Consider the following 22,898-nt stretch of genomic DNA (forward strand, 5'->3'; position numbering starts at 1 on the left):
CATGTCCAACACCGTTCCCACCCCCGCCAAGGGCCGCATGGGCCAGATGCGCCAGGCCTACGCGATCACCAAGAAGAGCGACCGCAACATCGGTCTCATCCTCCTTCTGACGTTCCTCGTGGTGGGTGGCGCCTTCGGCGCGCTCGGATTCGTCCTGTTCGGGTCCGGCACGATCGGCCTGATCATCACGATCGTGTTCGCCCTGCTGACCGGTGTCCTGGGCGTGCTGATCGTCTTCGGTCGTCGCGCCGAGAAGGCTGCGTACGCGCAGGTCGAGGGCCAGCGGGGAGCCGCCGCCGGCGCGCTGCAGATGCTGCGCCGAGGCTGGGAGGTCAAGCCCGCCATCACGTTCAACAAGCAGCAGGACGTCGTCCACCGCGTCGTCGGACGTCCCGGCATCATCCTCGTCGGCGAGGGCAGTCCGTCGGCCGTGCGCGGCCTGCTCGCCGCGGCGATCAAGGACCACGCCCGCGTCGCGGGCGACGAGGTTCCGGTCATCCGCATCGTCGTCGGCAAGGACGAGGGCCAGGTCCCGCTGACCAAGCTCGTCAAGCACATCAACAAGCTGCCCAAGAAGATCAAGCCGGCGCAGATGACCGATTTGATCTACCGGCTCAAGGCGCTGGAGAAGACCCGTCCCGCCGCTCCCATGCCGCGTGGCCCCGTGCCGACGAGCATGAAGGGCCAGCGCAAGGCCATGCGCGGCTGATCCAGCCCGGTCTGATCCAGCCTTCGAGCTGATCTAGCCGCGGACGACGCGCGATCCGGCCGCGAGGTCGTGCAGTCCTCGCTTGTCGTCGGTCATGACGACGGCAGGCAGCACGATGCTGAGCAGCAGCGTGCGCAGCAGCGCGCGCGGCACGCCGATGGGCTGCCCGTTCACGTCCTCGACCCGCATGCCGAGGGCGCGCTTGCCGATGGACCGCCCGACCAGACCGGTCAGCACGCCGACCTCCACGACGAAGAACGCCAGGATGATGAACGTCTGGCTCGGGTCCTCGTCGATCGGTGCCGGCGGATAGCTCACCCCGGTGAGCGCGACGGCACTGAGGGCCGCCACGATCCAGTCGACCAACAGCGATGCGATCCGGCGTCCGAGCGAGGGAATCTCCACCCCGTGAGCGTAGCGATCGAGTCCACGAATCACGGCCGGAGGGCACTTGTAACATTCTGGAAACAATCCCGAGACCGATGGGAAACTGCACGCTTCTAGCGTCGACGATACGGTGCAGTGACGCACTTACCTGCCGTATCGACAACGAAGGCCGCTGCGCGGCTGAGGAGGCCACATGTTCGGCAATGCCGACGACCTGTTCAAGTTCATCAAGGATGAGGGCGTCGAGTACCTCGACGTCCGCTTCACCGACCTGCCGGGCATCCAGCAGCAGGTCACCTTGCCTGCTTCGACCTTCGACGCCGACATGGTCGCCAACGGCGTCGCGTTCGACGGCTCGTCGATCCGCGGCTTCCAGACGATCGACCAGTCCGACATGGTGCTCTTCCCCGACGTCAAGACGGCGTACGTCGACCCGTTCAAGGCACGCAAGACCATTGCGATGGACTTCTTCGTCCACGACCCGATCACCGGCGAGGCCTACTCGCGCGACCCGCGCAACATCGCCCGCAAGGCCGAGGCCTACCTCGCGACGACCGGCATCGGTGACACGGCGTTCTTCGCCCCCGAGGCCGAGTTCTACATCTTCGACCGTGTAAACTACGGCACCAGCGCCAACAAGTCGTTCTACGAGATCCAGTCGGCCGAGGCCGCCTGGTCCACCGGCGACGACATCAGCGACAACCGCGGCTACCAGGTCCGCTACAAGGGTGGCTACTTCCCGGTCGCGCCGACCGACAAGACGGCCGACCTGCGCAACGACATGATGTCCAACCTCACCAACGCCGGGCTCGTCCTCGAGCGCGGCCACCACGAGGTCGGCACCTCCGGCCAGGCCGAGATCAACTACAAGTTCGACACCCTGCTCAAGGCTGCCGACGACGTCATGAAGTTCAAGTACATCGTCCGCAACACCGCGTGGGCCAACGACAAGACGGTCACGTTCATGCCGAAGCCGATCTTCGGCGACAACGGCTCGGGCATGCACGTCCACCAGTCGATCTGGAACGACGGCAAGCCGCTGTTCTACGACGAGACCGGATACGGCGGACTGTCGGACCTCGCACGTCACTACATCGGCGGCATCCTGAAGCACGCGCCGTCGCTGCTGGCGTTCACCAACCCGTCGACCAACTCGTACCGTCGTCTGGTGCCGGGCTTCGAGGCCCCCATCGCGCTGGTCTACTCGGCGCGCAACCGGTCGGCCTGTGTCCGCATCCCGATCACGGGCTCGAACCCCAAGGCGAAGCGCATCGAGTTCCGTTGCCCCGACCCGTCCTCCAACCCGTACCTCGCGTTCTCGGCGTTGCTGATGGCCGGCCTCGACGGCATCAAGAACAAGATCGAGCCGGCGGCCCCGATCGACAAGAACATCTACGAGCTGCCGCCGGAGGAGTACGAGGCCATCGACATGGTCCCGACCTCGCTCAACGCGGTGCTCGACTCGCTCGAGGCCGACCACGAGTTCCTCACCGCCGGTGACGTGTTCACGCCCGACCTGATCGAGACGTGGATCGACTACAAGCGTCAGGAAGAGATCCTGCCCGTGCAGCTGCGCCCGCACCCGCACGAGTTCGAGCTCTACTACGACATCTGAGTATCAGACGTCACGAAACCCCCGGGATTGCAGTACTTCCCGGGGGTTTCTCTTTCTAGTCTGAGGTCAGATTCCGCAGGGATTCCGCAGGACGTCCGCGCAACGTTCGAATTTGTGTCGATTCCTCCCGCGGAGCAACCACCAAGGCACGTCAGCTTTCCCCAACTATCACAGTTAGGGCGGCGTCAAAGTTACCGGAATTGGTCGTATTCCACATTGTGTGGAACTTTGCTATTCTCGGAAAATGACCGCAACGCGTATCCTGAGTCTGCCCCGCGAAGGATACGGGCCCGAGCCCCGCACCTCCGCGGACATCATGATGCTCATCGGTGCCAGAGTTCAGCTCCTCCTACCCAGCAGGTGGACCGTTGCCTTCACGACCTCCGTCGGTGCTCCCGACTCGGGATCAGACGCAACGTTGACGGTCGCTCGCGACGGCGAGACGGTCGTATCCTTCGACGCTGAGATCAAGCGGTCGATCACCCGGGGTGCCGTGCTGAGCATGACTGCCCGGCTCGAGGCGATGCGCGCATCCGACGGGCGAGTTCTCGTGGTGTCGCGGTACATCACACCCCGGGTGCGCGAAGAACTCCGTCAGCAGGGGATCTCGTACGCGGACGCGACGGGCAATCTGTTGCTGACCACCGTCGATCCGCTCATGCTCGTCAGCGACCGCGGAGCGACATCGGACCCGTGGAGCGGGCCGGGTCGTCCCACCACCAGTCTGAAGGGACTGCCAGCAACTCTGTTGGCACGCGCCTTGATCGATTACGCACCGCCGTACACAGTGTCGGAGCTGGCCAGGCTTGCAAAGACTTCACTCGGCGCGTCGTACCGGCTTGTCGACTACCTGGTGGCTGAAGGGATCGTGTCGCGTGCCGAGCGTGGGCCGATCACCGCGGTGGACTGGCCGGAGCTGCTTCGCCGGTGGAGCGCCGACGCGAGGTACCTGGACACCAACACCACTCGTGGCTTTCTGGAGCCCCGCGGGCTGGATAGTCTCACCACCAACTTGGCACAAGCTGCGCCGGCCCAGCGCTACGCCGTGAGCGGATCGTTGGCGGCCCAGCCGTACGCACCCTTCGCCGAACCCCGGCTGGCGCTGCTCTACGCCGATGATCCTGTCGAACTGGCAGCAACGCTCGGACTGCGCGAAGTCGAGACCGGAGCGAACGTCCTCATGGCATCGCCTCGCTCCCCCACCGTCTTCGAACGCACGACAACATGGCAAGGCGTGACACTCGTGTCGCCCAGCCAAGCGGTCGCCGACCTCTTGAGTGGTCCGGGCCGAAATCCCGCCGAGGGTGACCACCTGCTCGAATGGATGGAGAACAACGTCGACACTTGGAGGCTCAGCAGTGATCGTTGAGGCCCGTGCCGCACTGCTGGACGCGCTGGACGCGTTGGCTGCCCACCAAGACTCGGTGATTCTTGTTGGCGCCCAGGCGGTCTACCTCCACACCGGTCAGGCGTCGTTCGCCATTGCTGAGGCCACGAAGGACTCGGATCTTGCCATCGACACTCGCGTACTCGGTGACAGTCCTCTGATCGAGGACGCCATGACGTCCGCCGGGTTCGTGCTCGATCCGACGAGCCGACAGCCAGGTGCCTGGATCTCTCCCAAGGGCGTTCCGGTCGATCTGATGGTGCCCGAGTTGCTCTCCGGTAAGCGAAGTCGCCGGGCGGCGAAGATCCCGCCGCACGGCGGGCAGGCAGCACGACGCACCGTGGGTCTGGAGGCCGCAGTCGTCGATCACAATTCAAGGACTGTTGAGTCACTGGACGGCGATGGGCGGAGCGCGATCGTCCAGGTGGCCGGACCGGCAGCCTTGCTGGTGGCGAAACTGCACAAGATCGGTGAGCGCGTCGAGAGTCCAGACAGGCTGAACGACAAGGACGCGCATGACATCTACCGCCTGTTGGTCGCGACAACGACGGTCGACATGGCGACGGCGACTCGCAGACTCTTGGCCGACGACCTCTCAAGCGACGTCACCCGCGTTGCCGTAGGCCTGCTGCATACCTTGTTCGCCGAAGGACCAGAGTCGTTGGGATCGGTCATGGCTGGACGAGCCGAGGAGGGCGTGGGCCAACCTGCGCTCGTCTCAGCGTCCGTCAGCTTCCTCGCTCAGGACCTGCTCGCCGAGCTGAGCGGCATGGACACCTGAGGTCAGGCGGTTCCCTGCACGCTTCCGTCGCCGCTCTTCCTACGCGTGAGGTAGACGGCCGCGACGGCTTCGCGAGAGGACTCGTCCCGATCCGGCCAGAGGTGGCTGTACGTGTCGAGCGTCGTCTTGGCGGATGCGTGGCGTAGCCGGGCCTGGACGACCTTCACGTCAAGGCCCGACGCGATCAGCAGTGACGCGAAGTAATGACGCAGGTCGTGGAAACGGAAGTCATCGGGAAGGTCGTCGATGGACTTGCGCGCGGCACGAATGCCCCGTTCGATGGTCCATGGCCCGCCCGGGTTGCGCCACTCGTCGGTGACGATCGATTTTCCCTTACCGAGGCGGACCGCTTCTGCGAGTTCAAAGGCCATCTCCTGCGGGATGGGAATCGAAGAACGACTGATGTGGGACTTGAGCGGCCTGTCGGGCCATTGGATGGCGGGCGAGACGACCCCGCGCATGAAGTCCACGTCGCTTGGTCGCAGTGCGGCCGCCTCGGCGAGCCGGAGCCCAGCGTGGGCGCCGAGGAGGATGGCTGGTCGTACGCCAGGCGGCACCGCCTCGTAGATGGCCCAGATCTGTTCGGTCGTCGCCACATAGGGTCGCTGCTTCCCCATCCCCGGCGACGTCCGTCGGGAGCACGGGTTGCGGGCCACGAGCCCGTCGTGGACGGCATCGCTGAAGAGCTGTGAGAGCCGCGCGTAGATCGCGTACACGTACGAGTCGGCGCGGCCTTCGGCTTTGAGCTTGGCTGTCCAGCTGCGAACATCCGACGGCTTCACTGCTGAGAGCGGAACGGCGTTGAAGTGGGCTCTGATGATCTTGATGTGCACCTCGGCCTGACGCACCGTCGACTCGCGCCGGGTCCGGTAGCCCTCCAGCCAGACCTCGCACCACTCCCCTACCGTCATCCGAGCGGCCTTGGGATCAACATGGTCGCCGCGAAGCAGCGATGCCACTGCGGCGTCCAGCCACGACTTCGCATCAACCTTCCGCTTGAAGTGTCGGGTGTGTTCCTTGCCAGCGTCGTCGACATAGCGAGCTCGCCAGCGTGTCACTTTCCCAGCAACGGCGGATGGAACTTCGATCGAGTTGCCGTGCTCGTCCTTCGCACGTTTGGTCCACCGGTCTTCGATGGATCCTCGCTGGTTGCGAGCTCGCATAGGAGTGGGTCTCGTCTGGCTAGTCATGACTACGGACTTACCGGCTCGGCTTGATGCGGTCCAGGGGCAATTGCCGATCTGTGGAAGTCATGGGAGGCGGCCTTCAGCTTCGGCACTCTGCTCGGTCAACCACGTCAGGACGTCCTGACGCCAGTACCGAACGGCTCGTCCTACGCGGAACCCCTGGGGGCCGGTGCCGAGATGACGCCAGTAGCGAAGGGTGGCGATCGGAGCACGCACCATCGCCGACACCTCGTCGATGGTCATCAGCTCGTCGGTTGCGTGGTCAAGGTAGATGCGGTCGGTCATGGTCTGCTCCTGTTTGTCGTGAACGGCTTGCTCCATACAGGCCCCCGTGCAGCTCTGAGCGGCCTCCACAAACACGAGAAACTCGACGAATCTGTCGATGCGTGATTTCGACCGCAGGAGGCAATGTCCCGGCACACCACTGCGAACGACCGCTTGTAGGCGTCTGCCTCGGGTCCAACTCTCAACGCTCGGGAGAGGATCCTCTACGTGGGGGTTCGAGACCGCCGGCCGGGTCGCTTCGTTCAGGACCTCGCGACCGAGACCTCCGCTTCTCAAGGTCGACCAGGCGGGTAATCCTCGAATCGAGAGCGGCGGTCGCGTGATCGTCGGGGAGCTGGCCATCGCGAGTGGCGGACGCGAGCAGTTGTCCCGCGTCGTGTCCGTCCTGTGCCAGGCGAGCGAGTCGCTCGGCCAGGACCGGAGTGTGACTGTCCCGCCGTCCGACGGCGGCAACGATCGGCTGGATCCACGTCTCTCCGTGCCGGCTGAGTTGGTCTTCGATTCGCCGGTCGAGGGTGCGCTGGTAATCACGGGCCACGATTTCCGGGCGGGGCGAGCCGGTGGGCCGACGGTCGCTGTCGGGCACGCCAAACGCGGCACGCCACACCTGAACGTCAGCGATCAGCCCGGGCGAGAGCGTGACCTCACCAGGCTCCCATCCCGGGGCATTTCGGTGCGGTTCCTCGCGTACTTGAGCCTCGAGGTCGTCAACCCTGCTGGCACGGCCTGTTAGGTAGGGACCCCAGGTCGGGTGGCCGGCGAGCTGGTCCGGCACTTCCGATAGCCACGGCAACGGGCCGCTCTTCTGAGGTGCGAGTGTGTCGAGGCGCCATCCGATTACTGCGGCTGGATCGTCTGAATCATCGAGAGATCGGTAGGTGATCGCCATGTCCAGAAGTTCTGCCGCGTCAGTACCGCTGGCTTCGGCGAGCAGCAAGTGGATCGCGAGTGACGGCCAGCCGTCGGCGCTGGTGAGGCCGGGAAGCAGCTCTTCGGCCCGCTGAGCAATTTGATCGACGCGCGACGCCCCGACGACGTCTTCGGCGGCAGCGACCACACCGTCGGAGTAGCGGATGACCGCATCGCGCAGTTGAGCGGGGGGTTCGAGCACCTTGAGGGCTTCGGTTGTGGCGGAGATCGCCGATCCGTCTCGAGCCAGGATGGCCTCCACGACCTCTGCCGCGGAGGCTGGTTGCCGGCCTTCGGGGGTCAGCATCTGGTGCAGATCGCCGTCTCTAGCGATGGCCAGATGAACGTGGTTCGCGTGCCGTCCCCGCGTCATCATCGTGTAAAGCATCTGGCGTGTCTCGCTGCCGACGGCGATGCCGTGCATCGTGTCTGCGGTGACGCCTTGGGCCGTGTGAACCGTGGAGGCGTATCCGAGCTGCACGTGCTCAGCGACGTATTCAGACGGCAGGATGGCGCGCAGTCCGGACGTCCTGTGTCGCACGTCGAGCGCACCGTTTCGGATGCCGGTGACTGTCCATCGGTCGCCGTTCTTGACCCAGTCGCTGTCGCTGATGGAGATCCTGCGGTCGTTGCGGCGGGTGAGGATGGTATCGCCCACTGACGCCTGGCTGCCGTCCCTCAGAGCCACTTCGCCATTCACGGAGGTCCCGTCGGTCCGCGCGACGCGTGCCCGTTGATTCAGCTCGAGGACGAGGTCGCGGGTCGGCGCCAGCATCAACGAGTCAAGTCCGGTGGCCGTGTCCGACGACCATGACGCGAACACGTCGTCCACACAACCGGTCGTGTCGCCGATGTGGATGCGGTCCCGATCGAGGTAGAAGCCGAGCGCAGCGACGTCACCCCCGCGTAGACCGAAGGAGGCTGCAGCTTCGGCGGGATCGTCGAACCGCATCAGCTCCTCGAGCCGCACCGCGTCGTGCGCGCGAGCGATGTCGCGAAGAACGCCACCTGCACCTACTGCTGAAAGCTGTGCGTCGTCGCCGATGAGTCGAACGGAGGCGCCTCGATCGACGGCCTCCTGAATCACGCGAGCTAGTGTCAGTGTGTCGGCCATGCCTGCCTCATCGACGATCAACAAGGTGGCCGGTCCGACAACAGGTTTGCTCGGTACGGTGTCGAGTTTGTGGACGAACTTGGCGAGCGTGTCCGACCGGATGCCGGCTTCCGTCTGCAGCGCGCTTGCCGCTGCAGCGGACGGTGCGAGGCCGACGACATGACCGCCAGAGTCGGTCCACGCCCGAGCGAGCACCTGCATCGCCGTGGTCTTGCCGGCACCCGCAGGCGCGATCGCGACCTGGACTCGTGCGCCGCTGGTCGCCATGGTGCGCACCAGTGCTGCCTGTCCTTCGTTCAGTGCCATGCCGTTAGCCGCGCTCTCAACCAGAGCAACGTCCACGTCGTCGTCGGGGACCGTCCGACCCTCCCTGAGCTCGGCGACCGTCGTGATGACTTCCTCAGCGGAGAGGATTCGCTGACTCGTAAATCGGTCGCGCCCGCCGTGCCGGTACACGCTCGTCCCGTCTTCACGACGAAGCGATTCCGGGTCAACAATCGGGTCGGGATCGGGTGTCAGATTGATCGACAACCGCTCCAGGACATGGCTCACAACAGCCTCTACAGTGCCGTTGACCTCGTCAGCGGGCAGTTGAGATGTGCGCACCTGGCGGAGTGCTTCTGCTCGAACGTGTGCTTGTCTCCACGTCGCGCGGCGCTGTTCGAGCTCGTCGACGACACGCTTCCCCGCCGTCTCGATCCACCCCGTCGGCAGCGACGTGAAGCCGCCTACCGGACTTGCCAACGCAGTCCGCACCATCTCGTCGGTCGCCGATTCCGTGCCGAGGATGCCAACGGCATCGCGTCGCCACGTGTCTCGTTGCTCGGCCGATGACCGTGGGTCGTGCTTGGCCTGCCGGGTGTCGAGGTTCGCCTGCTGCGCGAGTGCGATCGCCTCGCCCGGGGTAGGAGGTCGCCCGTGTTCTTGCTGGAACTCGCGCGCCAGTTCACCGCGTCGGACGTCGATGTCTTGCCTGCGTTTAGACCAGTGTTGGTTCAGCGCAGGTTCGATTCCGACGATCTCCCGGACCGATCGCGTCCCAATCCCAGCGCTCGAACGCTCGGCGAACCGGACGCCGAGCCGTCCAGACAGGTGCGCCTCGAGTGCTGTGTTGTATGTCTCCGACGCCGCCACCGCAGACTCGTAAAGCACACGACCATAGATCGCCAGCCACTTCCCCTCGGCCGTCTGCACCTTATTTGCGACCGCCACATGAGTGTGCAGATCCGGGTCGCCGGCACGCGAGTCACGGTGCGTGAACTGCGCCGCAATGAGCCCCCGTGTGTCCACCTGCCGTGCACCATCGAGCCCTTCGCGCGTGAACAACGCCTCGCGTTCGAGGTACCTCAGCGCGTCCGACACAGCGCTCTGGTGCGCTTGCTCGATGACCGCGGCGACCTCGCGAGGAGCGATCGCCCACAGCGTCGACACCGACTTGACCGGCGAGAACGTCAGGTCGAACCCGGCTACCGCGACCCGAGTCGGCCGGGAGTAACGCTTGACCGCCGAGTCCAGCTCGCGGGCACCAACCGGTTCGCGTCCTTGATCACGGACGAAGAATGCCCGGGCCACATCACTGCGAGCTCGGGACCGGATCGACGCCGGGTCCCCGCCACCACCTTCTACCCTAATTGTCTCAACCCGACGTGCGACCGCGTCGCGGAAGTCATCGGCGGCCTGGCTCTCGTAGAGCCGATACGGACGGCCGAGACGGTCGCCCGTCGTCGGATCCAGCCCGTGTCCGAACAGGTTGAGCATCTGCTCCGCCGTGACGATCGAACCTTCCTCTTGGTCGATACCGCTCAGACCCGAGCCCAACCACACTCCAGGCGACTCCCCCTTGGCGGAGTAGTAGTCGGCAAGGGGAACGTGACCCTTCTCAGTCGAGTCCAGCGCCGCGACCTGCCGCGTCAGGTACTCATACCCCGAGCCAGCCGAGAGCTTGTGCAGCGTCATGGTCACGTCGTCCTATGGCCAACGGAAAGTCGTGAGCGGCCACGAAGGTCACCTGAATGAAAGAGGTGTGTCGATGTTGTCGCGTGTGGTTTTGTCTGCTGTCAGAGATGACGGCCGTTTCGAGAGTTTAGGACTGCGGGCTCAGGATGCGACCAGTCGTGGCGCAAGGGCACCGATGCGGCTGTCGATCTCGATGAAGGCATGGTCGAAATGCTGCGTCGTAACCGCCAGCCACAGGGTCGGAGATCGACCAATACAACGACACGGCGGAGCCGAGCTCTTCGTAGGCGCTGTCACGGACGGCGATCATGAAGGCATCGCCGGTCGTGGCGAGGTCGAACAACTGGGGGTGCCGGCCACCAGAGTCAGCGAGCGGCGATCCGCGACAGCCCTCGCCCCGCCGGCGATGCGATCGGCGGGACGGGTGGCTGAGGCAACGGGAACGTCGCTCCCGCGGTCGAGACAATGCCGTCGTTCGCGCCCAGAACACCCGCGCGAGGCCAGTTCAACTGTGAAGCCATCCCGGCCGTGTGCGGCTCCCCGGGACCCGCGCTACCCACCGGGCCGCGTCGTCGAGCTCATGTCCGTGTCAGCCCAGGCCGCCTTGGCGCCGCTGTGGCCGATGCGGGCCACCTGGACGGACGTTCCGACTACGGCGACGACCGACAGCACGGCAACCCCGACCATGAGTGCTTTGACTGCGGAGTTCCCGTGCTTGGCCCGCCAGTGGAGTCCATACCCGACGACTGCCACGACCGTCAGTCCGATCATCCATGGGAGCAGGCCGTCGGCGAGGTGCGTGTGCTTCTCGAGTAAGGCGGAGCGTTCGACGTGCTTCTCGAGGGTCTCACCGGTTGAGGTCGATAGCGGGACCAGAATGAGTCCGACGATGCTCAGACCGGCCGGCAGTGGGCCCGCCCAGTTCCGGAAGCGCGGCCACAGGGCTGAGAGCAGGACGGTCAAGGCCGCGAGCGGGATGATTACCACCGTGGCGTGAACGATGAGTGGGTGTAGCGGCAGACCATAGAAGTCATTAGGCATGAGCAGTCCTCAGGTGTCTTGGGCTTGGGCGCCGGTGGGTCTTGCTTCGTGCAGACCTCTCGCGACTGACACGAGATGGCCGTTCTCTACTTCCTTGCGGCGTCGAGCTCTTCCGTGCGAGCGGTCGATGGGCCGGTTTCCGAGGTTTCGACGTCTGCGTGTGTCACAGCCAGGTAGACCACGAGTCCTGCGAAGATGACCAGGGCGAGACCGGTGACTGGTCCTGTCCCCCAGCCGAGGCCACCATGCTTGTGGGATGCGCTGAGCCAGTCCGCGACGGAAGCCCCGAGCGGTCGTGTGAGGACGTACGCGGCCCAGAAGGCGATGGTGGCGTTGAGGCCGAGGCGCCACAGGCCGAGCGGGACCAGGATGAGGACGCTGAACAGCACGATGGACAATGCGAACCCGAGTCCCATCTCGATGGCCGTGGCGTCACCGACTGCTGTGCCGAGGCCGAAGGTCAGAAGTACCGCGCCCCAGTAGAACCGCTCGCGGCGACTGGTGGTGATCGAGTGGACCGAGAGGGTGCCTTCGCTGCGCTTCCACCAGGTCAGCAGGCCGACGAGTAGCAGCAGGTAGATGCCGGAGTCCACCGCGTACGGGGTGCCCAGCACGACGTGGGGGCCGTCGGCGATCATCGTCCCGAACAGGGCGACGGTCAGCACGGTCACCCAGTACCGGACGGGGTGATAGCGGTCTGCCCGCAGCTGCAGCCACAGGGCGGCAAAGAAGCCACCTATCCCGATGACGGCAGCTAGAGGGATGCTGACGGTGCCGAGGTAGTCGGAGCCGGCCTCTCCCATCCCGGTGGTGAGGAGCTTGACGATCCAGAACAAAAGGAAGACCGCGGGGACCTTGGTGTCTCGAAAGGTGCGCATGGGTGGCATGTCAACGAACGCTAGGGTCAGCTACCTGACTGGAACCTGACTGCACCTGCGGCCTTTCATGTTCGTGCTTCTTCTGCTTTCAGTTCCTTGCCAAGGCGATGGCGGCAGCGACCACCGAACAGGCCGCGAGGCTGACGGTGGTGAGCTTGACGTTCCGAGCGACAAAGTAGAGCCTTCGAAGAAGTAGCCCGCTGCCACGACGGCGGCCGACCAGAGCGACGCGCCGACGAAGTCGTCGATGGCAAACCGGTGCCAGTAACCACAGCAGGCGAAGTCCGATGATCGCGAGAATCACCACGGCTCCCAGCAACCCGTCGGTACGACGCGTGCACCCGGACGGTTCTCACGCTGCTCCCGCGCCGGAGCGCGTTCAGCGTGGATCGTCCTGCCCACACCGTGGCTGCTCCGACCTGAACGCCACCTGACCGTCAGACGCCGCGTCACCGCAGTCAGGTGCAGTGCAGGTTCGCGACGGGACGCTGGGCACCTCATGACGACGGAGGTTCAGGTGCCCGTGCTCGAGTTGCGAACAGTCTCGCCCGCATCCGCGACTGCTGACGACGGAGCGAGCACGGATCTCCCTGCGGGATTGGGCACCTCGCAGCGGCGGAACGAGCGATTCGGACTCGTGGCGCTGCTCTCGGCGACAGCAGTGATCTACCTCTGGCACGTCAACATTTCCGGCATGGCCAACGAGTACTACTCCGCAGCGGCTCTCGCCGGCTCGCAGTCCTGGAAGGCGTTCTTCTTCGGCTCGCTCGACGCGAGTGGTGCCATCACCGTGGACAAGCCACCACTGGCCATCTGGCCCATAGCACTCTCGGTAAGGCTGTTCGGCCTCTCCTCGTGGAGCCTGCTCGTCCCCCAAGCCGTGGAGGGTGTCGCCTCAGTCGCGCTCCTGTACTCCACGGTCAGGCGCTCGACGGGGTCCCCAGGGGCCGCGCTTCTTTCTGGCGCCGTCTTCGCATCCACGCCCATAGCCGTGCTGATGTTCCGTTACAACAACCCCGACGCGCTGCTGGTGCTGCTGATGGTCGCTGCCTCCTACGCCACGGTCAGGGCTCTGACCAGCGCGCACGCACTGTGGTGGCTGGCATCGGGTGGAGCGCTGGTCGGCACCGCGTTCATGTGCAAGCTGTTTCAGGCGTTCATGATCCTGCCGTCGCTCGTTCTGGTGTACGCGCTGTTCGCCACTGTGCCCATCAGCCGCCGAATCGTCCACCTGCTCGTGGCGGCGGCCACGACGATCCTTGCCGCCGGATGGTGGATGGCAACCGTCGAGTTGTGGCCAACCTCATCACGTCCCTGGATCGGCGGGTCGACCAGGAACTCGGTCCTGGAGCTCGCGCTGGGGTACAACGGCATCGGACGCCTCACGGGCAACGAGGTCGCGGGGTCATCCACATCAGGCTGGCACGGCACGAATCTTCCCCGGATGCTCGGTACCCCTGTGTGGACCGGGGTTATGTGGTTGGTGCCGGCTGCGCTGATCCTGGCCGCCGGCGCAGCCTGGGCGTCGCGGCGATGCCCTCAGGGCCGCGGCGTCCGCGCGGCGACATGGTTGTGGATGTCCTGGTTCGTGGTCAACACCGTGGTCTTCTGCCTGATGGCCGGCATCTTCCACTCCTACTACACGATCGTGCTGGCTCCTGCCGTTGCCGCACTCATCGGCATCAGCGGTCTGGTCCTGTGGCGAGCTCGTCGTCACCGCGGTGTCAGCGCTGTGCTGACCTTCGCGTCGGCGACGACCACCGTCGTTGCCGTCGTCATCCACGGATCGAACTCCGTGCGCCCGAGCGGGCTCAACCCGTGCATCTGGGCGCTCGGCCTGGCCTCTGCTGTGCTGATCGTGCTGGATGTCGCGCCGAGGCGAGCCGGTCAAGGCATCGTCGGCCTTGCCCTCGTCGCAGCACTGCTCAGCCCGGTCGTCTACGGAGTCGCCACTGCTGCCTCACCGCACGCGGGATCCGGGCCCCAAGCAGGTGCGGGATCGGGCCAGACGAACAACCAGGTCCCAGCACAGCTGGTCCGCGCCTTGCGCTCCGACGCAGACCGGTACGACTGGGTTGCCGCCGTACCCGGCGCACGAGCGTCCTCCGCCTACCAGCTCGCAACGGGAAGACCGGTCATCGGCGTCGGTGGATACAAGCAGACCGACCCCGCTCCCAGCGTCGAGCAGTTCGCAGCGTGGGTCGCCGATGGGCGGGTGCACTACTACATCGACGCCACAGCGAGCGGTCCGGCGACGCAGCTCGTTCGGGACTGGGTCAAAGCCAACTTCACGCCAGAGCTCATCGGCGACCACACGGTCTACGACCTCACGAGCGCCTCCTGATGGTCGTGCCGGTGACGCTCGAGCTGGTCATCCCTGTCCACAACGAGGAGACCGACCTCCCGGCCGCCGTGCGCAACCTCGTCCGCACGTTGCACAGCCTGCCGTGGACGTGGCGCATCACGATCGCCGACAACGCGTCCACCGATGCGACACCGGCCGTCGCCAGGTCACTCGCCGAGCAGTATCCGCACGTACGGGTCGCGACCTTTGCCGAGAAGGGACGCGGCCGTGCCCTCAAGAGCGTCTGGCGGGAATCCGATGCCCAGGTCCTCGCGTACACGGACGTCGACCTCTCGACTGACCTCAAGGCGCTTCTGCCTCTGGTGGCGCCCCTGATCAGCGGGCACTCCGACGTCGCCATCGGGTCGCGCCTCGCACGTGGCTCTCAAGTGACTCGAGGCGTCAAACGCGAGCTGGTCTCGAGGTCCTACAACGTCCTGCTGCAGTCCGTCCTCGACACCCGATTCAGCGATGCACAGTGCGGGTTCAAGGCGGTCCGCCGCGAGGTCGCGGACGCCCTGCTGCCGTGGGTGGAGGATGACACCTGGTTCTTCGACACCGAGCTGCTGGTGCTCGCAGAGCGGTCGGGCCTGCGGATCCACGAGGTTCCTGTCGACTGGGTGGACGACCCCGACTCTCGCGTCGACGTGATGCGCACCGCGCTGGACGACCTGCGCGGAATGCGCCGACTGGGGTGGGCGCTGCTGACCGGACGCATCCCGGTCGACGACCTCCGCCGGCGGGTCGGCTCGGCGCGGGATGCCGGGCGCCTGAGGGCCCAACTGGCGCTCTTCGCGTTCGTGGGTGTCGTCAGCAGCATCGCCTACACCTGCCTCTACGGCTACCTTCGCCATCATCTGGCCGGTCCAACCTCCAACGTCCTGGCTCTGGTGCTCTCGACGGTGCTCAACACGTCGCTGAACCGCCGCTTCACCTTTGGCAACTCCGGACCGGGCGCGGTTCGGGCCCAGGCCAAAGGCCTGACTGTCCTGGTCGGCGGCGTGGCGACGACGACCGTCGCCCTCGTTCTGCTTCGCCGCGCGTCGCCGAACGCGGCCCTCCCCACCGAGGTGTTGGTCCTGTCGTTGGCCAACCTCAGCGTGACAGCGCTGCGGTTCGCGGCGATGCGCCAGTGGGTGTTCCGTCGCCGAGACACGGTCGGAGGAGCCACGTGAGGGTCCTGCTGGTCGAGGACGAGCGCCGCCTGTCCGACACTGTCCAGCGCGGGCTGACCGACGAAGGCTTTGTGGTCGAGACGGCCTACAACGGGGTGGACGGACTCTGGCTCGCGACCGAGGAGACGTTCGACGCGATCGTGCTCGACATCATGCTGCCCGGCATGCACGGGTACGAGGTCGTCAGGCAGCTTCGCGCCCGAAGCGTGTGGACGCCGGTGCTGATGCTGACCGCCAAGGACGGTGAGTACGACCAGGTCGACGCATTCGACCTCGGCGCGGACGACTACATGACCAAGCCGTTCAGCTTCGTCGTCCTGGTGGCGCACCTGCGGGCCCTGATCCGCCGCGGCGCTCCTGAGCGGCCTGTCCTGCTGACGGCCGGCGACCTCACCCTCGACCCGACCACCCACCGCGTGACGCGAGCCGGCGATGACGTCGTCCTGACGCCTCGTGAGTTCGCTCTGCTGCACTTCTTCATGAGCGAGCCTGGTGCGGTGCGGACCAAGGCGCAGATCCTCGACCACGTGTGGGACCCGGCCTTCGAGGGCGACGTGAACGTCGTCGAGGTGTACGTGCGCTACTTGCGGGTCAAGCTCGACCATCCGTACGGCCGCCACAGCATCGAGACCCTGCGTGGCGTCGGCTACCGGCTCGACCCGGCGGGCGGTTGAACCAGCTGCACGGTCACAGTGACGCGCGCGCCGCCTGTCGGCGACTCATCCATCGTGACGGCCCCTCCGTGTGCAGCGACGATCTCTCGAACGATCGCCAGGCCGAGTCCGCTGCCACCGCTGTCCCGGCTTCGACTGTCGTCGAGACGCACGAACCTCTCGAACACCCTCTCTCGGTGTGCCACCGGGACACCGGGACCGTCGTCCTCGACCACGATGCGCGCCGATCCATCTATGCTTGCCAGACCGACATGCACCGACCCCGAGGCGGCCGCCGCCGCGTTCTCGACCACGTTGCGGACCGCACGCGACAGTCGCCCCCGGTCACCCCGCACCCGGACAGGAGCGATGGTCGCTGTCACCCTGAGCCGCCCGTGGGAGCGCATGCGGCGCACCTCGTCCTCGACGATGTCGTCGAGGTCGACGTCCTCGACATGAAGGACCATGCCCCGGTCGTCCGCTTTCGCCAAGAGGAGCAGATCGTCCACGAGCCGCGCCATGCGGGCGACTTCAGCGGTCATGACGGCTCTCGTCTCGGTCCACCGCGACTCAGACGGCGCCACTCCCACGACGTCCAGGGAGGTCGACAGCGAGGTCAAGGGGCTCCGCAGCTCATGGCTGGCGTCTGAGACGAACGCACGCTGAAGCTGGTGTGCGGAGTCCAGTCGCTTCAGCATCTCGTTCATGGTCAGGGCCAGGCGCGCGATCTCGTCGTCGGACTCCGGAACCGGGACCCGTTCACCAAGTCCTTGCGAACCGATCGTGGCGACGTGCCTGCGAATGCGTTCCACCGGTCGCAGCGACCTGCCCACGAGAACCCACATGCCGATCCCGACGAGGACGCTGCCCATGGGCACCAGGACGACCAGATACCGCACGAGGGCTGCCACAGACTCGCTCTGAGAGCTCACCGACGTGGCCACGACGACGGTGCACAGCTGACCATCCACATTGACACCGAGCGCGGTCAGGACGAACGGGGTCTCGCTGCCAAGAGCAGGGACGCGGGCCTTGTCGGCGCGGAGGGTCTGCCCCTTGCGCGGGGCAAGCGTCGTCAGGGGCCGGCCGGCCGCCTGCTGCGACGACGCAGCCACCACTCGCCGTGACCCGTCGAGCACCTGAATGACCTGGTCTTCGCCGGCGTTGTCCTCGAGGTCCACGGATTTACCTGGCTCATCGGAGTCGGTGATCAAGCGGGCCACGTCCTCGGCGCGACCATCTGCGGTCTCGTTAGCCGTGCTCGCCAGTGCACGCTGCAGCAGCAGGACCAGGAGGACTGAGCCGATGATGGAGCCGACCAGGATCACGACCGTGCCGGCGATCGTCGAGCGCACGCGGACGCTGGCCATCCATCGACTGGTTGACGTGGACAGTGGTCTGCTCATCGGGGACACGTTGCATCCGTTGCGCTGAGTACACGCTGAGGACCGGCCTCCGGCATCGCCTGATCACTCAGCGCGGCCACAGGTCCGTCCGCGCACTGTGGTGTCACCGGCCGCACAAGGCGGCCGACCACCGAAGGGAACCTGATGTTCACCATCAAGCGCAACATCGCGGTCGTCGGAGCGACCGCCGTCATCGCGATGCTCGGAGTGGGCGGCGTCATGTCCGCCAACGCGAGCAGCTCGTCGCCTGCGCCGGCCAGCACGTCGTCAACCACCGCGGACGTCCCCGACGACCAGGCTGACGGCGAGACGGCCGACGACGGAGCCAACGAGCCGAACGAGGCCGACGAGAAGGGCACCGAGACGGCCGACGACAAGGCCGAGACCGGCGAGACCGGCGAGACCAACGACGGCCCTGACATCGGACCCGACGCGAACCCGAACGAGCCCGGCCACCAGGACGCCGGCGACAAGTAGGAAACCTCGGCCGCTCGCGCGGGTAGTTTCCCACAGGACGAAGCTGCCTGCGCGGGCCGGCCACCGGTGGTCGCACTGCTCACCATCGTCAGGTCGCCGGCCGGATGGACAGCCCCAACGCTTGCGCGAAGTCCGGTGCGGTCCGCTGCTCGCCGAGTCGTGCCGTGTGACCGACATCGGCGAGCAGTCCTCCCAACGAGTACAGATTCAACGCGACATCGGTGACCACGTGCGACAACGCCGGATGCACGACGATCATGGGGATGTCATTGGCCCCGAGCGAGTTGTCCTCGTCGGCGGTGACGACGATGAGCAGATGACCGTCGGCCCAGTCGGGCCCGCTCTGGAGAAGCGCCACCTGGTCGGCGATCCAGTCGTCGGCCTGCTTGATCTGTGTCGAGCCCTCCGTCTCGCAACGGTCGTGCGCGTTGTGACAGTTGTCGGGTACGAGGGCGCCGACATGGGGAAGCGCGCCTTGCGCCACGTCGACGGACAGCGTCTGTGCGTCGACCGTGAACTTCGCGAAGTTCGCCTGCTTGGCCGGAGTGGACACGAACGGGACGGTGAACACGTGCCGCGGGGCGTACGTCCCGACATTCCGCCGCCGGTCTTCGGTACGCGATGGCAAGTTGTCCGCGTACACCTTCATCGTGCGACCGGTGCTCAGCGTGTTGTTCCACATGTCGGGCTGTTTGAGGGTTGTGACGTCGTTCGTCGACAGATACTTCCCCCCGGTGCTGAGGCACACGTAGTTGGGTTGGGACGGGTGACCGCACGGCGCCAGAGCATTGGGGGCTGTCCCGTAGCGAGCGGCCAGCGCTGTCAGACGGGGCGCGCCGGACGTGATCTGGCCTGCCGAGTGGTTCTCCAGAATGATCACCATGACCTTGTCGACCGGCGCCGCCGCCGAGGTGGGCTGAGGCGTCGAGCTCGCTGCCGGAGGCACAGTGACCGTGGGATCGTCGATGGTCCTGGACCCGTCGAAGGCGCATCCGCCCATCAGGAGTGCCACAAGTCCCGATGCCGCCAGCTGCCTGCAGTTCACGCGCTGACTCGCGTCGTGGTCCCAGGGGCTGTGACCGAGGCGGGCGTGAACACGAACCGCCGATACGACCAGAACCGGAAGATCGTGCCGAGTGCGATGCCGACGACGTTGGCCGAGATGTTGTCTGCCAGACCGCTGGTCAGCCCGAGCAGGTGGTGTGACACGAACAACGTGACGACGGAGAAGCCCAGGCCGATCGTGTTGAACAGGACGAACAGAGCCACCTCACGACGCCGGTCGGACGTGTCGGCGTCCCGCCACGTGAGGGCCCGGTTGCCCACGTAGGTCACGACCATCGCGAGTGCAACAGCCACGATCTTGGCCAGCGTGGGATCGTGACCGGCGAACAACGGCACTGAACGGAGGAGGTTGAAGCCGCCGACGTCCACGACGTATCCCGCTCCCCCGACGGCCAGGAAGGTGATGACCTCTGGGCTGGTCAGTCGGGCGAGGAGGTCACGCGGTGACATCGGCGCGCTGCCTTGACGGGCGGTAAAGGTGGGAGCGGATCTGCCTCCATCGCCAGACAAGAGCCAGCGCGAGGGCCTCGCGCACGATGCCGGCGGACATCTTGGACCTTCCCGTCGTGCGGTCGGTGAACGTGATCGGCACCTCGATGGTGGTCAGGCCGAGCTGACCGGCGCGCCAGGTGTTCTCGATCTGGAAGGAGTATCCGTTCGACTGCGAGTCGAGCACACCGAGCCGCAGGAGGGACTCGCGGCGGAAGGCCCTGAAGCCGGCCGTCGCGTCGCGGACCGTGAGGCCAAGCACGGTGCGGACGTAGGTGTTGCCCGCCCACGAGATGAAGCGACGGCTCACGCTCCAGTTGCTGACGCCGCCCCCCTCGACGTACCGGGATCCGATGGCGACGTCCGACCTGTCGAGGGCAGCGATCAGCTCGGGGATCTTGACGGGCGGGTGCGAGAGGTCCGCGTCCATCTGCACGATGACGTCGTATCCGCGCTCGAGGGCCCAGGCGAAGCCTGCGCGGTACGCCGCACCCAGCCCGTTCTTCCCATCCCTGCTGAGCAGGGAGACGCGGTAGCCGAAGTCGGGGTGGCCGGCCACCAGCGCGGCCGTGCCGTCGGGGCTGTTGTCGTCGACGACGAGGATGTCGGCTGATGGCTGAGCGCGGCGCACGGCGTCGAGCATGATCTCGATCCCGTCGGCCTCGTCGTAGGTGGGGATGACGACGACAGCGTTCATGGCTGTGACTCCTTCGTACTGCTGGCCAAGGACGCTCCTCGGCAGGTGGTGATGGGCTGAGGCGCGGCGCGGTCGGTGCCGTTGCGCAGGTAAATGGTCCGGTCGCAGACCGTGGAGACCTTGCGGTAGTCGCGGGCGACGAGGGCTGCGGTGGCATCGGTGTCGAGACCCCAGCTGCGGATACTGCGGCCGGTCACGAGCCACGTCGGGGCGTCGGGGCCGGCCAGGACGGCGTCGAGCTCGGTCAGCGACGGGTCGAGCGTCTTGACCGGGAGGCTCCACAGGTGCTCGTACGGCGAGCTGAGGCCGGAGGTCTGCACGACGTCGGCGTGCCCGTAGAGGTTGACGATCGTGTCCTTCGGCTGCGCCACGGAAGCGATGCCCGTCCCGACCGTCTCCCCCTCGCTACCTTGGGGCAGGGCGAGACTTCCCACCCAGGCGAGCACGGCGGAGGCGACGGCGAGCCCGACGAGCGCCCGTATGACCGGGGCTCGGTCGGCAGCGGTGACGCCAACGGCGAGCGAGACAGGGACAACCAGACCCACGAGGTAGTGGTGCCAGAAGTTGCCGCCGATCAGGACCGAGGCCGTCGCGAAGGTCAGGGTCGCGAGAAGCGCCCACCAGACCGGGCTACGGCGCCGACGACGCACCACATCGACCAGGACGAGACACATCAGTGGGATGACCATCGCCGAGAACGCAACCGCCAGGAGCCCGTGGAGCCGGGCAGTGGAGTGGACCCGCCCACCGGCGGCGATGACCTGTCCGGCCTCCACACGGAACGGGTACATCGCGTCGAACACGCCGCGTAGCGACGTTCCGTGCGCCACGGTCCAGACGGACAGGACACCCAGAGCCACCGCGGCGCCGACCGACGCCGCTGCGGTCAGGGCCACCAGTCGTCGCCAGGTGATGTCGGACCGGACGGCCGACAGCACGAACGCGACGGAGCCGAACACCGCGACGTCGGCGAAGTTCTGCTTGACCATCAGCGCGCTCACAGCGCATGCGCCGGCCAGCACGCTCCAGCGGACACTCTGCCCCTCGTCATCGGCACGCAGGGCCGAGATGACCGCGATGATGCCACCGACCACAAACGGTGCGGCGAGCAGCTCGCCGTTGACGGCATAGCCACCGAGCAGCGGGGACACGCAGAGCGCTGCTGCCGTCACCGCCGCCCAGCGGCCTACCTGCTCGCCGTGCATCAGCGTGGCAGCGCAGGCACAGCCCAGGACGACCAGCAGCACGGCGAAGCAGCCGATGATCCGCAGGGCGGGCACCCCTTCGAGCAGGGAGGCTGCCCGGAAGATGGTGACGAGCAGCGGCGGCCGGTCGACCCAGTAGTTCCCGTACAGGGACGTACCCGCACCATTCCATTGCGCGCCGACCAGGAGGAATCCGGACTCATCGGGTCCTGGGGCGTGCCCCAGGAGCGGCAGTCGGGCCAGCACCGCGACGACCGCTGCGGCGGGAACGGTCCAGCTCGGGAGAGACCGGGACCGGGTCCCTGGGCGGACACCACGACCGGGCAGGGTCGGACGGGTGGCAATGGTCGTCATGGGACCAGCGTCGGTTCGCGAACCTGCACAGCACCTGACTGCATGGACGAGAAGGCCTTGATGGAGCGGATCGATACGGCACGATGGGCGGCATGACAGTTGTCGGCATCTGCGAGGACGACCCGGACGTCCGACGTGTGCTGACAGATGCGCTGAAGATGGGCGGCCACCGCGTCGTCATCGCCCGCAACGGCCGCGAGGCCGTCGAGAACCTCGGTCGCGATAGCGGGGTCGAGGTGCTGGTGCTGGACATCGGCCTGCCGGACGCCGACGGCCGCGACGTCTGCCATGCCCTGCGTGCCGCAGGACAGCACGCGCCGGTGCTGTTCCTGACGGCGTTCGACGCCGTGCACGACCGGGTGTCCGGCTTCCATGCGGGCGGTGACGACTACGTGGTCAAGCCGTTCGCGATCTCTGAGGTCCTGGTGCGGATCGAGTCGCTCGTGCGACGAGCGCGCCCGCAGCCGGAGAGCACCAGCGGCCTGGTGCTGAACCCCGACCGGGTCTCGGTGCACGTGGGCGACCGCGAGGTCACGCTGACGCCGACGGAGTTCCGCCTGCTCGCGGCCATCGCCGTCGAGCCGGGCTCAATCGTCCGCCGACGCACCGCGGTCGCGGCCGCCTGGCCCGACGGGGCCATCGTCAACGAGAACACCATCGACTCCTACATCCGCCGGCTCCGGGTCAAGCTCGCCTTGATCGACTCACCGGTCGAGCTCGCGACGGTGCGCGGCGTCGGGTTCACGCTGCGATGAGGGCTCCCGGACGCACCCTCCAGTCACGC

General features: G+C 66.4%; 20 protein-coding genes. 9 read left to right on the forward strand and 11 right to left on the reverse strand.

Annotated features, from left to right (window positions below; all coding sequences use genetic code 11):
* The first annotated feature begins 1 nt into the window (after position 1).
* Positions 2-709: a DUF4191 domain-containing protein gene (locus HQK15_RS14535; RefSeq protein ID WP_173492188.1), complete on the forward strand. Its 708-nt coding sequence runs from the start codon at positions 2-4 to the stop codon at positions 707-709.
* Positions 710-742: 33 nt separating this feature from the next.
* Here the strand turns inward: HQK15_RS14535 and HQK15_RS14540 are convergent, their stop codons facing one another.
* Entirely contained in the window at positions 743-1,114 is a 372-nt protein-coding gene (locus tag HQK15_RS14540; RefSeq protein WP_173492189.1) for an RDD family protein, read from the reverse strand.
* A 175-nt stretch (positions 1,115-1,289) separates the two neighbouring features.
* Between HQK15_RS14540 and glnA the strand changes: the two genes are divergently transcribed.
* The 3 genes from glnA to HQK15_RS14555 all read left to right on the forward strand — a co-directional run bounded on the left by glnA (position 1,290) and on the right by HQK15_RS14555 (position 4,879).
* Entirely contained in the window at positions 1,290-2,711 is a 1,422-nt protein-coding gene (gene glnA / locus HQK15_RS14545; RefSeq protein WP_173492190.1) for a type I glutamate--ammonia ligase, read from the forward strand.
* 244 nt (positions 2,712-2,955) lie between these two features.
* Complete coding sequence (locus HQK15_RS14550) at positions 2,956-4,080, forward strand: hypothetical protein (RefSeq protein ID WP_173492191.1); 1,125 nt, start codon at positions 2,956-2,958, stop codon at positions 4,078-4,080.
* Entirely contained in the window at positions 4,070-4,879 is an 810-nt protein-coding gene (locus HQK15_RS14555) for a GSU2403 family nucleotidyltransferase fold protein (protein ID WP_173492192.1), read from the forward strand. The genes HQK15_RS14550 and HQK15_RS14555 overlap by 11 nt, the downstream gene beginning before the upstream one ends.
* A 2-nt stretch (positions 4,880-4,881) precedes the next feature.
* On the opposite strand, the gene HQK15_RS14560 is transcribed toward HQK15_RS14555, so the two are convergent.
* The 5 genes from HQK15_RS14560 to HQK15_RS14580 form a co-directional block, all read right to left on the reverse strand.
* Positions 4,882-6,042 (reverse strand): tyrosine-type recombinase/integrase, encoded by a 1,161-nt coding sequence (locus tag HQK15_RS14560; protein WP_217361675.1) that lies wholly within the window; start codon positions 6,040-6,042, stop codon positions 4,882-4,884.
* Between the two features lie 87 nt (positions 6,043-6,129).
* Complete coding sequence (locus tag HQK15_RS14565) at positions 6,130-6,351, reverse strand: helix-turn-helix transcriptional regulator (RefSeq protein ID WP_173492194.1); 222 nt, start codon at positions 6,349-6,351, stop codon at positions 6,130-6,132.
* A gap of 181 nt (positions 6,352-6,532) precedes the next feature.
* A complete protein-coding gene (gene mobF / locus HQK15_RS14570; RefSeq protein WP_173492195.1) occupies positions 6,533-10,330 on the reverse strand; it encodes a MobF family relaxase in 3,798 nt (1,265 codons plus the stop codon).
* 552 nt (positions 10,331-10,882) lie between these two features.
* Positions 10,883-11,371 carry a DUF2231 domain-containing protein gene (locus tag HQK15_RS14575; protein WP_173492196.1) on the reverse strand — a complete coding sequence of 163 codons (489 nt, stop codon included), beginning with the start codon at positions 11,369-11,371 and terminating at the stop codon, positions 10,883-10,885.
* A gap of 86 nt (positions 11,372-11,457) precedes the next feature.
* Positions 11,458-12,249, reverse strand: coding sequence for a COG4705 family protein (locus HQK15_RS14580; RefSeq protein WP_217361676.1), 792 nt, complete (start codon positions 12,247-12,249; stop codon positions 11,458-11,460).
* Positions 12,250-12,886: 637 nt separating this feature from the next.
* Between HQK15_RS14580 and HQK15_RS14585 the strand changes: the two genes are divergently transcribed.
* Genes HQK15_RS14585 through HQK15_RS14595 form a run of 3 tightly spaced genes read left to right on the forward strand, consistent with a single transcriptional unit; the run spans position 12,887 to position 16,442 of the window.
* On the forward strand, positions 12,887-14,593 hold the full coding sequence (locus tag HQK15_RS14585; protein ID WP_173492198.1) for an ArnT family glycosyltransferase: 1,707 nt from the start codon (positions 12,887-12,889) through the stop codon (positions 14,591-14,593).
* Positions 14,594-14,604: 11 nt separating this feature from the next.
* On the forward strand, positions 14,605-15,768 hold the full coding sequence (locus HQK15_RS14590; RefSeq protein ID WP_367649199.1) for a bifunctional glycosyltransferase family 2/GtrA family protein: 1,164 nt from the start codon (positions 14,605-14,607) through the stop codon (positions 15,766-15,768).
* Positions 15,765-16,442: a response regulator transcription factor gene (locus HQK15_RS14595; protein ID WP_173492200.1), complete on the forward strand. Its 678-nt coding sequence runs from the start codon at positions 15,765-15,767 to the stop codon at positions 16,440-16,442. Before HQK15_RS14590 ends, HQK15_RS14595 begins: the two co-directional genes overlap by 4 nt.
* On the opposite strand, the gene HQK15_RS14600 is transcribed toward HQK15_RS14595, so the two are convergent.
* Positions 16,415-17,827, reverse strand: coding sequence for a sensor histidine kinase (locus tag HQK15_RS14600; protein ID WP_437340252.1), 1,413 nt, complete (start codon positions 17,825-17,827; stop codon positions 16,415-16,417). The genes HQK15_RS14595 and HQK15_RS14600 overlap by 28 nt on opposite strands.
* Positions 17,828-17,971: 144 nt before the next feature.
* Here HQK15_RS14600 and HQK15_RS14605 point away from each other — a divergent pair, with 144 nt between their 5' ends.
* Entirely contained in the window at positions 17,972-18,304 is a 333-nt protein-coding gene (locus HQK15_RS14605; RefSeq protein WP_173492202.1) for a hypothetical protein, read from the forward strand.
* Positions 18,305-18,392: 88 nt separating this feature from the next.
* Here the strand turns inward: HQK15_RS14605 and HQK15_RS14610 are convergent, their stop codons facing one another.
* From HQK15_RS14610 to HQK15_RS14625, 4 genes are read right to left on the reverse strand one after another with little or no spacing between them, the layout of a single operon-like run.
* Positions 18,393-19,316, reverse strand: a complete 924-nt coding sequence (locus tag HQK15_RS14610; RefSeq protein WP_173492203.1) for an alkaline phosphatase family protein — start codon at positions 19,314-19,316, stop codon at positions 18,393-18,395.
* A 29-nt stretch (positions 19,317-19,345) separates the two neighbouring features.
* The gene (locus HQK15_RS14615; protein ID WP_173492204.1) at positions 19,346-19,819 is read right to left on the reverse strand and encodes a GtrA family protein; all 474 of its coding nucleotides are present in this window, start codon (positions 19,817-19,819) and stop codon (positions 19,346-19,348) included.
* Positions 19,806-20,555, reverse strand: a complete 750-nt coding sequence (locus HQK15_RS14620; RefSeq protein ID WP_173492205.1) for a polyprenol monophosphomannose synthase — start codon at positions 20,553-20,555, stop codon at positions 19,806-19,808. The genes HQK15_RS14615 and HQK15_RS14620 overlap by 14 nt, the downstream gene beginning before the upstream one ends.
* Complete coding sequence (locus tag HQK15_RS14625) at positions 20,552-22,114, reverse strand: glycosyltransferase family protein (RefSeq protein ID WP_173492206.1); 1,563 nt, start codon at positions 22,112-22,114, stop codon at positions 20,552-20,554. Before HQK15_RS14625 ends, HQK15_RS14620 begins: the two co-directional genes overlap by 4 nt.
* Positions 22,115-22,206: 92 nt before the next feature.
* On the opposite strand from HQK15_RS14625, the gene HQK15_RS14630 reads away from it, so the two are divergent.
* Complete coding sequence (locus HQK15_RS14630) at positions 22,207-22,869, forward strand: response regulator transcription factor (protein WP_173492207.1); 663 nt, start codon at positions 22,207-22,209, stop codon at positions 22,867-22,869.
* The last annotated feature ends 29 nt before the right edge of the window (positions 22,870-22,898 follow it).

The sequence above is a fragment of the Aeromicrobium stalagmiti genome (genome assembly GCF_013283745.1).
Classification (GTDB): Bacteria; Actinomycetota; Actinomycetes; order Propionibacteriales; family Nocardioidaceae; genus Aeromicrobium; species Aeromicrobium stalagmiti.